The sequence below is a fragment of the Nocardioides guangzhouensis genome (assembly GCF_004519545.1).
In the GTDB taxonomy this organism is placed as follows: domain Bacteria; phylum Actinomycetota; class Actinomycetes; order Propionibacteriales; family Nocardioidaceae; genus Nocardioides; species Nocardioides guangzhouensis.
The window spans coordinates 1-13,762 of sequence record NZ_SDKM01000025.1 but is presented as its reverse complement, the minus strand read 5'-3'; the positions used below and the strand labels follow the sequence as shown (position 1 = coordinate 13,762).

Annotated in this window: 12 protein-coding genes; 8 read left to right on the top strand and 4 right to left on the bottom strand. The window is 68.9% G+C overall.

Annotated elements, in window-relative coordinates; all coding sequences use genetic code 11:
- Nucleotides 1-114: 114 nt before the first annotated feature.
- Nucleotides 115-939 (bottom strand): hypothetical protein, encoded by an 825-nt coding sequence (locus EKO23_RS16330; RefSeq protein ID WP_134719189.1) that lies wholly within the window; start codon nucleotides 937-939, stop codon nucleotides 115-117.
- Nucleotides 940-1,539: 600 nt separating this feature from the next.
- On the opposite strand from EKO23_RS16330, the gene EKO23_RS16325 reads away from it, so the two are divergent.
- Nucleotides 1,540-2,511: a tetratricopeptide repeat protein gene (locus EKO23_RS16325; RefSeq protein ID WP_134719188.1), complete on the top strand. Its 972-nt coding sequence runs from the start codon at nucleotides 1,540-1,542 to the stop codon at nucleotides 2,509-2,511.
- Nucleotides 2,512-2,840: 329 nt separating this feature from the next.
- Nucleotides 2,841-3,524, top strand: a complete 684-nt coding sequence (locus tag EKO23_RS16320; RefSeq protein WP_134719187.1) for a hypothetical protein — start codon at nucleotides 2,841-2,843, stop codon at nucleotides 3,522-3,524.
- A 616-nt stretch (nucleotides 3,525-4,140) separates the two neighbouring features.
- Here EKO23_RS16320 and EKO23_RS16315 read toward each other — a convergent pair.
- Entirely contained in the window at nucleotides 4,141-4,527 is a 387-nt protein-coding gene (locus EKO23_RS16315; protein WP_134719186.1) for a hypothetical protein, read from the bottom strand.
- Between the two features lie 175 nt (nucleotides 4,528-4,702).
- Here EKO23_RS16315 and EKO23_RS16310 point away from each other — a divergent pair, with 175 nt between their 5' ends.
- Together EKO23_RS16310 and EKO23_RS16305 are read left to right on the top strand one after the other, a co-directional pair.
- Entirely contained in the window at nucleotides 4,703-6,256 is a 1,554-nt protein-coding gene (locus tag EKO23_RS16310) for a hypothetical protein (protein WP_134719185.1), read from the top strand.
- Between the two features lie 26 nt (nucleotides 6,257-6,282).
- Nucleotides 6,283-6,726: a hypothetical protein gene (locus EKO23_RS16305; protein WP_134719184.1), complete on the top strand. Its 444-nt coding sequence runs from the start codon at nucleotides 6,283-6,285 to the stop codon at nucleotides 6,724-6,726.
- Between the two features lie 320 nt (nucleotides 6,727-7,046).
- Here the strand turns inward: EKO23_RS16305 and EKO23_RS16300 are convergent, their stop codons facing one another.
- Complete coding sequence (locus tag EKO23_RS16300) at nucleotides 7,047-7,397, bottom strand: hypothetical protein (RefSeq protein WP_134719183.1); 351 nt, start codon at nucleotides 7,395-7,397, stop codon at nucleotides 7,047-7,049.
- A gap of 290 nt (nucleotides 7,398-7,687) precedes the next feature.
- On the opposite strand from EKO23_RS16300, the gene EKO23_RS16295 reads away from it, so the two are divergent.
- The 3 genes from EKO23_RS16295 to EKO23_RS16285 all read left to right on the top strand — a co-directional run bounded on the left by EKO23_RS16295 (nucleotide 7,688) and on the right by EKO23_RS16285 (nucleotide 11,412).
- A complete protein-coding gene (locus EKO23_RS16295) occupies nucleotides 7,688-8,068 on the top strand; it encodes an LPD29 domain-containing protein (RefSeq protein ID WP_134719182.1) in 381 nt (126 codons plus the stop codon).
- Between the two features lie 355 nt (nucleotides 8,069-8,423).
- A complete protein-coding gene (locus EKO23_RS16290; protein WP_167880515.1) occupies nucleotides 8,424-10,286 on the top strand; it encodes a fibronectin type III domain-containing protein in 1,863 nt (620 codons plus the stop codon).
- 337 nt (nucleotides 10,287-10,623) lie between these two features.
- Complete coding sequence (locus tag EKO23_RS16285) at nucleotides 10,624-11,412, top strand: sunset domain-containing protein (RefSeq protein WP_134719180.1); 789 nt, start codon at nucleotides 10,624-10,626, stop codon at nucleotides 11,410-11,412.
- 326 nt (nucleotides 11,413-11,738) lie between these two features.
- Here EKO23_RS16285 and EKO23_RS16280 read toward each other — a convergent pair whose 3' ends face one another.
- Nucleotides 11,739-12,734 carry a magnesium and cobalt transport protein CorA gene (locus tag EKO23_RS16280; protein ID WP_217702661.1) on the bottom strand — a complete coding sequence of 332 codons (996 nt, stop codon included), beginning with the start codon at nucleotides 12,732-12,734 and terminating at the stop codon, nucleotides 11,739-11,741.
- A gap of 829 nt (nucleotides 12,735-13,563) precedes the next feature.
- Here EKO23_RS16280 and EKO23_RS16275 point away from each other — a divergent pair.
- The coding region (locus EKO23_RS16275; RefSeq protein ID WP_134719179.1) for a cation-transporting P-type ATPase at nucleotides 13,564-13,762 on the top strand (199 nt) is incomplete at its 3' end.

The window sequence follows — 13,762 nt, the reverse complement described above, 5'->3', positions numbered from 1 at the left end:
AGTCGCTCGGCTGTGGCGGGCGATCTGGATCGGTACCGTGACGACGCGGCCCCGCTGTGCAATGCCTGCACAACGGGGCCGTGGTGTTTCGAGACTTGGGCGGCTCGAGCGGGGTCAGATTCCCCGCAGCAGCGCGCGGACGTCCTCGCCGGGCAGCTTGGGCAGCTCCGCGGCAGAGGTCAGGGCGAGGTCGAGATCGCGCCGCGTCAGACCGTGCCGACCAATCGCGGTGGCGACCGGGGTCTCGGCGGTCAGCAGCTCGTGGGTCACCAGCGCCCGAAGGACCGGAACGGTCATGTCCATCCCGTGCTCGCGAGCGAAGGCTCGGGCGCGGCGCCAAGTGCTGGCTTCCGGGCTTGTCGTCTTCCTTCCCGCCACGCGGGCCGCCCTGGCCCGATCGAGCGCCTCCAAGAAGTCAGTGGCCCCCGTCTGGTCCACGTCTCCTCGCCGAGCGGCCGGAAGTGAAAGGAGGTCCCGTGCTGCCAGCTCCACTCGGTGCAGGTGGGGCACCAGATTGTGGCTGATCAGCGACGCGACCCGCTCTCCGTCGGAGCGCCGGGCCTGCCGCCAGGGAACCCCGTGGTGGACGCTCTGGAGCCGACGCAGGATGCCGCGCTTGTTCTCGCGCGTCTTCCGGCTGGCGGTGAGGGTGGCGTCGTAGGACAGAAGCGTGGTCTCGGACAGCAGTTCATCCAGCGTGAGGAGTCGGCCGCGGTCGAGGAGGTGCGCAGCAACGGCGCCGAGGACCTGGATGTCCTTCTCCACCCGGAGGCGGGTCAGTTCCCCGGCGTCCAGGACCAGGCGGGTCGCCTCACCGTGCACGGAAGTCCAGGCTTCGTCGGGTACACCGGTGGGGCGGTAGGCGAGCAGGAATTCCTCGAGTTCGGCGCGGTCCGCGCCGAGGCGCGGGGCGGCTGCGGGGTGGGTGTCTGTAGGCATGACCGGGCACTGTCCGGAGCGGTGCCGGATACGCCATCTACTGTCGCGAAGTCTGGCTCGAGTGTCCTGAGCCCGACGGGAACAGTCGCTTCTGGACAGGACGCTAGCGGTTCCGACGGGGACACTCCGCCACCTCCTCTCTGGACGCTCCCGCACACCGCCGTGAAGAGGACCCGTGCGCCTGCAGTCACCGCGACGTGTGCATCGGTAGGGGTGCGCGTCGGACGCGGTATGCGCGGCGAATCGCAGGATGCTGGGTGCGCAAAGTCGAGATGACCCCTACCAGCGGGCCCTACGCTCTCGTCATGCGACCCCACCCCGAATACCCGACCAAGGGCCCGACCAGGGCTGCGGCCGCGGCCGCACGCGACCGGAGACTGGGGGGCTCTCGTGGCTGAGAGCGGGTTCGGCCGACCGGTTCCCCAGGGCAGGGCCAGTGATGCCGACCTGGACCGGGTCGCGCGCAACCTGAAACGGTGGCAGTCCTTGGTCGCACCGCAACGAACCAACGTTCAAGCTCCGGCCTGGGCGGCAGACCACCTAGAGGACCGCGGCCTGACCGAGCAGGTGCAGTCGGCCTCCACCGCGAAGCAGCGGCAGATGGCGCAACTGCGGGTGGCCTATGGGGAGGCCGTCGCCCGGGTGCCTGGCGCTGAGAACGAAGACCTGCTGATCCTGCACAACCTGGGGCTGCTCCTCAGCGACCCTCCGGACGAGGAGCCCGCGTCTGCGGACCCAGTGCCTGCACCGGCCGCAAGCCCCAAGGTCCTCTCGTCCCTGTCGCTGGCCGAGGAGGGCCTCGCCGCCCAACGGCGGGGAGACCTCGACGAGGCGATCCGCTGCTTCACCGGCGTCCTCGACGGCGGGCACCTGGACGCCGACCTCGAGGCCGAGGTCATGTACTGGCTCGGCGTCGCCGTGAAGCAGCAAGGTGACCTCGAGAGTGCGGCTCGCTGGTTCAGAAGGGCCGCCGAGGCTGGCAGCCTCGAGGCCGCGGCCACACTCGGGCTGACCATGGGACAGGCCATGGGACAGCAGGTCAAGCCCGACGAAGCGATCCGATGGCTCACCGTTGCCGCCGAGGGCGGCCACGTCCGCGCGATGGCCGGCCTCGGCGCGCTGTTGCGAGTACGCAGCTTCGACCTGATCGAGCGCGGCGCGCTGGCGGCCGGCGGAGAGGCCGCAGCCCAAGGTTGGGCGTGGATCCGCAAGGCCGCCGAGGCAGGCGAGCCCACGGCCCTGTCCCTGGTCGCCGAAGCCGATGCCAACAGGCGCGAACATGAGCGGACCGCCCAGTCAGCCGCGGGTCCACAGAGGACGACCGCGCCCGCGAAGGGCGCCTGCTACATCGCCACCGCCGTGTACGGCTCCTACGACTCGGAGCCGGTGCTCACTCTCCGGCGGTTCCGCGACGAACACCTGGCCCGGTCCGCCACCGGCCGGGCCTTCATCCGTGTCTACTACACGCTCAGCCCGCACTTGGCCCGGCACTTCGAGAGCGCCGGAGCCTGGAACCGGGCCGCCAGGCGGGTCCTCGACGCCTTGGTGCGTCTCCTCGACGCGCGCAGCTGAGGCTGCTTCACTCGCGTCCCTCGGGGCACACCGGCGCGACTGAGACAGAGTGGGCGCCTTGGCTGGAGACTCGTGCTGTCCTCGCCATTCACTTCCATGAGGCACCGAGTGTCCCTCGTGGAACTCCCGCCCAACGTTCAAGACTCTCCACATGCACTTCGCATGGGACCCGTGCGGGGTCCCGGGCGCGGGTCCGAGACGTCGACGGGCACGCCGCTTCCGAGGTCGCTCCGTCCCCCGGGGAACCGCGGCAGCGTATACCTCGCCCCCGCTGCGCCCGGTCACTCGAATGTGCAGCGACACGCCGCCGGGCACGCCTAGGATCCGCCGTGAAGGTATGCCCGAGTGGAGACGGGGAGCTCGTGGGCAAGTCCAAATGGATACTCGCCGGGTGTGCGGCAGCGGTCTTCGTAGCGCTGCTGATCGCCGATGCGTCCAAGCCGGGCGACCCGGACCCGAATAACGGCGCGTCGGGAACGCCAAGCCCGTACGGCCAGGATGTAGCCGACGCGGAGACCCAGATGCGGTGTGCCGCGGCCCGGCAGATCCCCCCGTTGGAAGCAGAGGCGTTGGTCAGGGCGCTGGAGACCTACGTCATCGAGCACGGCACCGGTTCGTCCCTGGACCTGCTTGATGCGTGCCCGAAGGTGGCGTTGCGGATGATGAGGGCCCAGGAGCGGCTGCTTGCTGCCCAGAAAGCTTCGAGGGCCCTGAAGGAACAGAAGTCACCGGAGCCGGCCCCGCCGGACCCCGAGCAGGGAGCATTGAACGCGAAGGCCGTTCGGCTGTTCGGCGCGGTCGCGGACGACACCGGGTACGGGTACGGGGAGGGCACGACGCTGGGGTTCGGGGAAGCGAAGGACCTGGCGCTGCTGATGTTGTCGCACTGTGAGGACGTTGCGGGCGGCGTGACGACGTGGGAAGACCTGGTCGACGAGGACGTCTCAGTTGGGGCGTCGCCCGCCGACGCTCGGGAGATGTACGGCTACGTCCGGGAGTACCTGTGCCCCTGACTGTCGGCCCGTCGAGGGCGCCTGGGCCGTTCGGTACGATGCGGCCCGAGGGCGCCTCGTCGGCAAGGTCGATGACGGGTGCGGCGTCGGTGCCGCCAGCCACCTCCTCGGCCCGGGCGGCCAGGTCGGCACGGTGATGGGTCGCCCGACTGACCGGCCGGCAACCGAACCTCAGCCAACAACGGCTATCGAATTCGGCCCCGAGTCAACGAGAGGGGCCACGGTGCCGTGTCGGGGCAAGGAGGCGCTGGGAGCTGGTGTCCCGGCTGGCGGCGCTGATCGAGCTCCGCAAGGTGTTCAAGTAAGCCGAGCAGCTGACGAAGAAGGCATTCGCGAACACGCTGCGGCTGGCGGCCCGGCACGCGTACGGCGAGGCGCCGCACCCGGGTCGTGCGAACCGCGGTCGACAGCAGCGGGCGGTCGACAGTGTCCTGGACACCGAGTCGCCTGTCCGGGCCTCAGCGACCCTGGACCGGCACGCCGGCGCGAACCTGATCGTCCGGTTCCACAGGCCCGTTCGACGGGCTGACCGGCATCTGAGTCTCCACACGCACGCAAAGACCCCCTCTCCGCCTGGAGAAGGGGTCTTCGTCTTGCTCGGGTGGGGGATCGCCCGCTAGCCGGCATCCAGCGCCTTCGCCTTGCGCTTGTTCGCTGCGGCCCGGACCCGTGCGGCCTCGCACTGAAGTCGCCGGCTGCGTCCCGCAGCCCGGTTCTTGGCGTTCTCGTAGGCCTTGCCCAGGGCCTGCTTGATGCCCTCCCAGCGCTGCCGCGCCGCCAGCGAGTCGACGTGCCCGTTCGGCGTGTAAGGGAGGTGCTGGAACCGCACGTCCTCATTCCACTGATCGAGCCAGGTGTCGAGCGCGTCGGCGAGCAGGGCCGGGTCCCAGCCGGCGTACTCGGCCAGGTTGCGGACCATGCCTTTGCCCTGACCGCAGTCCACCAGCTGCTCGGCGTAGTGCACCACCTGAGCGGCGTTCCGTGCCGTCTGCGTTCCTTCCATTGGGTCACTCCCTTTCGATGGCTTGCCTGTTCTGGCTGGGACCTGGCCGTGACGGCTCCGGCTCCCGTTCATGTGCTCTCCCCTCGTGGGTTGGGATCAACTAGGATTCCAACGCGAACGATGGTGGAACAGGCCAAATCATTCCCATTGATTGCAAGGTTCGATTGGAGCGCTCATGGCTGGAACGAAGGAGGGGGCCGTCAAGGGTGGTGCTGCGCGCAGGGCTCGTACACGGGCGCACATCGTTCGCAACGTCATCGACCTGCTGAGCGAGAACCCCAGGGCGCGGGTCACCCAGGACCGGCTGTGCGAGAGCGCGGGCTTCGCTCCGTCCACCCTGACGCGTGCCGCCATCAAGCTCGGCCCGCTGCGCGCCGACTTAGTCGAGGCGACCCGGCTTCAGGCCCGCAACCGTTCCGGCTGGCCTCGCGACGGCGAGCTCGGGTATGCGTCGATGACGGCCGGCCCCGCGCTGCCGTTCTGGGACCTAGGCCCGGACTCGCAGGACCCTGCCTGGCCGTGGGCGCCGGCACGGCTCGCCCTCGCCGTGGCCGAGCTCGAGGACAGCCCGCCGGCGACCCTGCTGCCAGATCGGTCCGACGACGACCGATTCTTCCTGGTGCTCCAGCTGAGGATCCTCGCCCTGCAGCGTGCACTGGTGTGCGTCGCTCCGCAGACGCTGGCGACCGAACCTGGGCCCGCCGCGGTCGCCCACCACGCCCTCGCCACGGTATGTGCGACCCTGACCCGGCTCGACACCGACGACCTCGACGACGAGGGGCTGATGCCCTGGGCGTGGACCGCCACTGAGTGGAGCGGCTACCTCTACGAGCTGACCGGTGGGCCACTGGGTCCCCCGCGGATTCCGTGGCTGGAGTGGATGGGCGACCAGGAGTCGGCCTACACCTGGGGTCGGGTCCGTGCCCGGCTCTCCCGAGGCGACCCGGCCAATCTGTGGTGGGACGACTTGGTGCGGTTCGTCGCGCAGCCCAACTCCACGCTGGCCGGCGCAGAGTTGCGCCCGGCGCCGGCCTTGCTGTCGGCCGTGGAGGACCTGATGTGCGCGTCGTGGTCGGCCGCGGCCGGCGGAGAGGGCGAACGGGCGGCGGAGCTGGTCGGGAGAGCGCGCAGCCTGGTGTCCGCGGCCCAGGTGACTCTTGACCAGGTCGAGTTCGTACTGCCCGCCGGGATGCTGGCGATCTTGACGGCCTGGTCTCAAGGCGGCCGCGACGAGATGCTCGACGCGGCAGCCGACTACTTCCGCAGGGGTCTGGCGTCTCGCTGGGGGCTGCCCGCGTTCGACCTGGTCCTGGCCCTGCTCTGGGAGACCTTCGCTGAAGTCGGCACCGGGGGCACTGGGGGCACGTCACCTGAGCACGTCCGGGGCCTGCGCTCCCTGATCCTGCAGACTATCCGGTCGCGGATCGGGCTGGACCGGCCGGAGTCCGGGCAGGTGCTTATTTTCCTCCGTGCCGCCGCACTCCAGAAGCGTCTGGAGCAGATCGCGGCTGACGGTGGGCTCCTGGCGGGATCAACCGGTGTTGGAGGGCTGGAATACCTCCAATGCCTTGCCGTCCAGGATCTGCGGGCCATGGCGGTGGCGGTCGCGCTGGCCGGCGATGTCGAGATCCCGGCCCAGCTGGTGCAGGCCGCAGATGCCCTGACCCAGGCTCTGCGCAGACAATACGCGGACCGCGAGGACGAGGACGCCGTGGTTGAGCCCGGCTGACGGCTGGGGCGTCTGCCGGTTTGCCCTTGGACGCGATCGCGGTGAAGGACCAGGGCCGCTGCCGGCTGTCCTTCCAGCGGATCCATGCGGTTATCGAGGTCGTCCAGACCGACCGGCACGAGCTAGAACCGGCCGGAGCCCCTGACTACTCACAATGGGCATTCAACAAGAAACTCGTGCACAACGTCGCGGGCGAGCTGTACTCGGACGAGATCGCGGTGACTGGAGAAGATCCCGCGGACGCGGAGGGGGCCTCCAAGTGGGACATGAGCGGCTACTACGACGACCCCGATCCTGACGAGGCCGCACCTCAGGACTCCGCGTCTGGTGATGGACGGGAAGGCGGCCGGGCCGGTGGCGGAACTTCTCGCCAGGCTCGGCTGGCCCAGCCGCAGGCTCCCGCGAAGAGGGAGATCGCCCTACCGAGCGACAAGTCGTGTCGAGACTCTACGTTCGGTGCCGCCAGTTAGCGGGAACGCCGGCCGGCGCGGCCATCGGCGGCGTCTCCTATGCCGTGCACTACGACATGCCGCGCGGATTCGATCAGCGCCGGATTCAGGCTGTTCGTACCCGGGGGCTTGGTGCTCATCCCGTTCGGGTGCGTGCATGGAGCTGTCGTGGGGTTGTTCAACCGGCGGCGCCGCTGGAGCGGTCATCGGGTCCGTCGAGGCTGAGTTCGTGTGCGGTAGGTGGGCGCCTCTTGTCTACTCTCGGTCGTTGCGACAAGAGACTAGGCGCGTGACTGTGGGGTGGGCCGGTTTCGGCCCACCCCACAGTGGTGATCCGCCTGTCAGGCGGCGTGCGGCGAGTGGTCACCCCCGCGGTTCTTGGCGATGGCCTCGCAGATGCTGCAGGTCGGCGACGTCGCCTCCGGGTGGTGCTCGGCAGCGGCTTCCTCGTCGGCCCAGTCCGCGAAGTGGGTGTCGAAGGCGTCCGGGAACTCGTCGGCCAGAACGGTCTCGACTTCGAGTTGCAGGACGTAGAGCTCGACGGCGTCGTCGAGCCGGTGGGAGCGGTGCTCAGCCGCCAGCTGCGCGACCCGACGGCGGGTGTAGATCAGGTTCTCCAACCGGCGCCGCTGCTTGACCTCAGCCAGTGCGACGACCCGGCCGGTGATCGGGCTCTGCTTGTTTGTGGACATCTCGCCCTCCTGGGCGGTGGGTGCCCGGCCGGCGTGGATGCCGGTCCGTGACACGGAGCGCGATGCGCTCGATAGGCACCGTCGCGGCGCTGCGCCGGGCGACAAGTCCCGTGGGCGACGTGCGGTGGTTCTCCTCGACGTCCGTGGCTGAACGGTCGGAGGGCAGAGCCCTCGTGAGGGGGCGGACCGCACGCCGGCGTGCGGCGATTGCGCAGTCTGGCGATCCCCTGCACCTTCACCTTGGCCGGCACCACCTGGGCTGGCACCCACCACTACTCAGGAGCAACTCCATGACCTCCCTCCCGCTGAACCCCCGCGTCTCGGACCTTAGGGTCCCGTTCTCCGCGCCCGTGCCCGTGCGACACGGCCGCGCAGATCACCACCTGAGTACGAAGGACACCGCGGCCTTGTTGCGGTTGGAGCTCAAGCGGCACTTCCCCCACGGCCGCTTCTCCGTGCGGGTCGAGCACGAGTGGCACGGCTGGATCCGGGTCCGTGTCACCAACGCTCCGCCCAGCCTCGTGGAGGAGTTCACGAGGCAGCTCGAGCTGCTGCGCTACGACACCTTCGACGACGACCACTGGAACCATGCCCTGACAGTCGAAGAGGCGGGGAAACCCTGCCGCATGACCAATCGCGTCCGGTCGATCAAGGTCGAGTGGGCAGACTGAGCCCACGGAAGCCTCGGCTCAGGGGCGACGATTCGACCGCTGCCAGCTCGCTGATCACGCCGAACGGACCGGACGCTGCGGCGCCGGTCGCGCCTTCGCGTGCCTCAGGGATGCGACTGTTCCGGAATTCGGTGAACAGGGGCTCAGTCAGGCACCATCATCGGCGGTGGGGCGCCCATTTCTGGGCCGCCGGGCGCAGTGCGCTCAGGAACGAGATCTCGTGGGGAACGCTGTGCGCAGTTGTGGCCTGTTCAAGGTAGCTGGGACGCTGGTGCTGGCCAGCGCATTGGCAGTGGCCGGAGCCATGGTCGGAATCGATGGTGCAGGCCGGGCAGCTGCCGCGGACGGGACAGTGGTGACCTCGACCATCATCCGGTCCGACACCACGTGGCCGGCTAGTGGGAGCCCCTACCTGGTCCAGGGCCCGGTCCAGATCGCTGCCGGCAGCACGCTGACGATCGAGGCTGGCGCGGAGGTCGTGGTCGACTCGTCCTTCCAGCTGGAGGGTGGGCTGACGGTGGCCGGCACCGCTGAGGCCCCGGTTCGTATTCAGACCGACGTGCCCTTGTTCCAATCTGCCGGCACCGCGTACAACGAACCGACCCGTCAGGCTCGGATCAGGCACGCCAACATCACCGGCCCCGGCGCCCTCATGGGAACCGGGAACAGCCGCTACCTCGGTATCGAGATCACCGACTCGCGTATCTCCGACGTCAGCGCGCGGAACTACATCTGGTACCCCACGAAATTGGTGCTGGAGCGCAACGTGTTCACTCGGGTGAACACCCTCGACATCGGCACCAACCACGTTGCCGCCGTGATCCGAAACAACCGGTTCCGGCAGACCCCGACGGGCGGGTTCAGCGGCTACAACGGCACCTCCCAAGTGGTGTCGTGGGCCGCCTACGGCACGCCGCTCTTGGTCGAGGGGAACGTCTTCGAGACCTCGATCCGGCCCCGCATTCTGGAGGTCAGCATCGACGGGGCCATGGACGCCTCGAACAACTACTTCGGCAGCACCGACATCACCGAGGTGAAGGGCTGGGTCGCGGACAAGGACGACAACCTGAACCGGCCCGGTGTCGTTGACGTCGAGCCTCTGCTCGCCAGCCCGCCCACCGAGGTTCCCGCGGTGGAGCCGGCCGCGCCCAACTCGGTCACCGCGACTCGCGGCGACCGAGAGGCAACCCTGTCTTGGCAGGCTCCCGGGACCGATGGCGGCACACCGGTGACTGGCTATGAGGTCACCGTCTCGCCCGGCAACCGGACCCTCACCCTGCCGGCGGAAGCCACCGGCACGACGGTCGATGGCCTGACGAACGGTGTCGCGTACACCTACGCGGTGACGGCGGTCAACGCCGCTGGGACTTCGGCGGCGGCGACCGCGACAGCCGTTCCGGCGGGGCTCCCGGGCGCGCCGACGAACGTGACGGCCAGCCGCGAAGACGGTGCCGCGGTTGTGCGCTGGACGGCGGCAGACCCGAACGGCGCCGCCGTGTCCGGGCACGTGATCACTGTCGAGCCGGGCGGCGCGACCGTCGCGGTCGGCACGGACACCTTCGGGGTCGTGCGCGACCTGGTCAACGGCGGAGGTCCGTACACATTCACTGTGCAGGCGGTGAACCCGGTCGGCGTGGGTTCGGCGTCGGCTGCGTCGAACGGCGTGGTCCCGGCGGGCAACCCGCTGCAGGTGCCGACTCCAACGGTGGTGCGCGGCGACAGGTCAGTCCAGGTGTCGTGGGCAGGGGCGGCCGAAGGTAACGGGGCACCGATTTCCAGCTACGTCGTCACCGCCTCCCCCGGAGGGGCCATGGCGGGCACCGGCCCGGACGGCCGGACCGTCCGGGTCACTGGGCTGGTCAACGGCCGCACCTACCGGTTCACCTTGATGGCGATGAATGAGGCAGGCGGCCGGTCGGTCAGCGAGCCAAGCGCATCCGTGGTCCCCGCCACGACGCCGAACCGGGTGGGTTCGGTGCGCGCGGCCCGCACCGGTCGGAAGGTGGTGCTGACCTGGCGGCGCCCGGGCAACGGTGGCACCGCACTGATCGGGTATGTGGTGACCGACAACGGTCGCGTTGTTGGCAGGCCAGGCGCTTCGGCCACGCGGCTGGTGCTACCTCGGGTTCGGTCGGGGCTGCACAGCTACCGCATCGGAGCCGTGAACCGCGTGGGCCGCGGCCCGTGGAGCGCGACCGTCCGAGTCCGGGTGCCCTGACCGAGAGGCCCGGGGCCGTGTGTCACGAGATCACCGACAACCCGACGACGAGGTTGCGGGCCCTCCCGGCCAAACAGTCCCGCACTTGACCCACTAGGGAGCGGCATGTCTCAGCGTCCCGATCAACGGCAGGATCGACCGCCCATGCGGCGCGCGCGTCCCCAGACCGGTCTAGGCTTCGCGTCATGTGGGTGTCGCGGTGAGACAGGTCTGGGCTACCCGGAGCGGCTCTCGCTACCACTCCCGGCCCGACTGCCCCGGACTCATTGACGGGCAGGAGAAAGCAAGACGCGACGGCTGGTCGACTTACGCTCCTACCGAGGTCGCACTGAGCCAAGTGGCATGGGGCAAGGTCACCTCATGTCAGCGCTGTTGGAGCCACGAACCCGGCTGGTTCGACTGGCTCAGACTCGACCTTGAAACCGAGCAGCACAGCGGCGCGGACGACGGCTCGGAGTACGAGCTCATCTTCATGCAAGAGGTGCTCAAGAAGGTCGAGGGACTGGACCCGACTCATGTTCACGTTCAGTACGAGGTCGACCGGCCCTACAAGCCCCCGCTCCGCCCCGACTTCGCCATCATGTTGCCTGGCAAGCGGCCCATCGCCATCGAGATCGACGGCGCCCGTAAGTCGGCGGATCCTCCGCTCGACGAGCGCGACAGGTCGTTGGTCAGGGATGGCGAACTGAAGGATCTCGGGTGGGAAGTCCAGCACTTCACAAACAACCAGGTCATCCACAAGAACGGATGGTGCCGCCAAACCGTGACGAGGCTCCTGGCCGAAGTGTCAGCCACAGCCGTTGCTGCGCCCACCTCGCAGCCTGCCAAGGCTCGGTCCGGCAGCCGGCGAAACTGGTGGCTCGCGGCCTTGATCGGCGTCGTGGTCCTGATCGTTGCCTCGGGCCTGGCCTTCGCGGTCAGCAGGTCTGGCGATCAACCCAGCTCGCAACCTGACGGCGGGACATGCGATGCGCAGCACCCGGTGAAGGGGAACGTTTCGCAGACTGGCAACAAGATCTACCACGCCCCGGGATGGCAGTACTACGACCGCACAGTTCCGGAAGAATGCTTCGTCGACCGGGATGCGGCAGAAGATGCTGGCTACCGAGCATCGGAGGTGCAGTAGCTGGCTCGTGATGACCCGAACCGGACAGTGAAAGGCGGCTCGGACGCCAGGCTGCTTGGTACCGCGTTTGGGTACCTGAACATGGGTGCTGATTCTGACGTCCGAGGGTGCAGGCCCTCTGCCGTGGTCGCAGAATCAACTCGCTGACCTCGGCATCCTCCTTTCCACGAACACCCCAACGGACGGGGGGTGTTCGCGAATTGACGGCACCCCAGCTCGCGAATAAATGAGGCCAACATGCCTCGACCGCGCGCGAGCGCTTCTGTGCGAGCCTCCACAACGATGTGGCCCTGCTGTGGGGCACCGGCCCCGCCCGCCGCTCCTGGCTAGAGCCAGTCGCTGCGGCGGAACAGCCGATACAAGATCCAGCAGACGCCCCCGATGACGGCGAGGATCACGAAGTAGCCATACCTCGAGGTCAACAGGGGCATGAACTCGAAGTTCATGCCGTAGATCCCGGCGATGGCGGTCGGCGCCAGCGCGATCGCTGCCCACGCGGAGATACGGCGCATGTCCTCGTTCTGCCGGACCGCGATCTTGCTCTGCCGCACTCCGACCCGGGCCAGGTCGGCCTGCAGCACGTCGGAAAGCAGCCGGTCGTGGCCCTCGATGGCGTCCGACGCGCGCAGGGCGTGGTCGTGAACATCCCGGAAGTACGGCGCGGCCGCGCTGTCGATGCCGGGGATCAAGCCATCGGCCAACCGCTGCAGCGGCGCGGCGAGCGGTAGTACGGCTCGACGGAACTCCGCCACCTCCCGCTTCAGCTTGTAGATCCTTTCGGCGTGGTCGTCCTCGTCGGTCCCGAACACCTGGCTCTCGATCTCGTCGATGTCCTCGGTGATGGAGGTGATGGCCTCCTCGTAGCCGTCGACCACCATGTCGGCGGTGCGGTAGAGCACCGCCTTGGGGCCATGGGAGACCAACTCCGAGCCGCCGCGGTCCAACTCGGCCCGCACCCTGCCGAGCACGTCGCTGCGGCCGTGTCGGACTGTGACCACGAAGTTGCGGCCGAGGAACAGGGCGATCTCGCTGACGTCCACCACCTCCTCGTGGTCGACGTAGCGGACCGGCTTGAGAACCATGAACACCACGTCGTCGTACACGTTGAGCTTCGGCCGCTGGTGTGCGTGCACCGCGTCCTGGACCGCCAGCGGCGGCAGCCCGAAAGCGTCCGCGACCACGGCGATGTCCTCCGCGGTGGGGTCCTGCAGCCCAACCCACACGAAACCGGAGGTGCTGTGGGCTGCCTCCGCCGCCCGGTCCAACGAAATCCGGCCGGAAACCCGCCGTCCGTTCTCGTAGACGCCGCAGTCGGCGATCACCGGGTCGATCCCGTGCTGGTCGTCGTACGCGGCTTTCGGCCGCCCCGGACCTTCGCCACGTGCATCGGGACCGCGTCGCAGTTGCCGCCGCGCTCTGTCTGCGTCGCGAGCCCGGCCGGCAGTCTCGTCAGCAGCCACGCCGCAGCCTCCTCGTTTCCGACTGCCCCCTACCCGCACTGTACGAGCCGGAGGACGAAGCGCGTAGCAGCCCAACCTGCGGCCGTGACTCGCGATTCAGTAGTTGGCTGTGGTCTCGACGCCTCGCATCACGACCTCGCTCCGCAGAGAGCGCTAGTCACGTTCCCTGCGGCACCAAGGCCATTCCGATCAGGACCGTCCCCGTTCGATCGCATCTCCATGGCCATCAGCGCGAGCGCGAACGGGTAGGCGAGTGCGCGGCGTGTTCGACGAAGCCCCGCTGAGTCAGTTCCAGGGGTTGCGTATCGTCCGCGCCAAGCCGACGGCGGTCAGTGCAGCAGCCTCGGCCAGGATGCGCCACCACCAGCCTTCGGACTCGTCGGCGGCCCCGGTGGCGTCACGCGCGGGGACGCCTGCGGCTACTGCGGCCGGAACCAGCGAGGACGGCGCTTCCCCACCAGCTCTGCCCGTCTCTGCTGTTCGTGAATGGTCTCGGCTCCGCCGCCCTTGGGTCCGGTCTCCACCCCATTTCCGAGCTCGAGACCGGGGATCTCCCCGCACTGCCCGTCGGGATTCGGCTGGCACCCTACCGATCTCGCGAGCAGCAAAGTTGCTTTCACCCCCTTCGGGGGAACCCGACGGAGGGAGCCCTTGGCACCGTCTCCGGTAGTGAGAGAGGCAGGAGGCGCCGATGCCACAGGTTGACATCCATCCGGGCACACCTGCCGGAACAGATGCCCGGGAGGTCGCCGAGGCGCTGGGCGTTGACCCCGAGCAGGGGCTGAGCGCTGCCGAGGCTGCCCGCCGGCTGGCCGAGCACGGGCCGAACCAGCTCGCCGGGGGGAAGAAGGAGTCCGGCCTGCAGGCGTTCCTGCGGCAGTACGAGGACT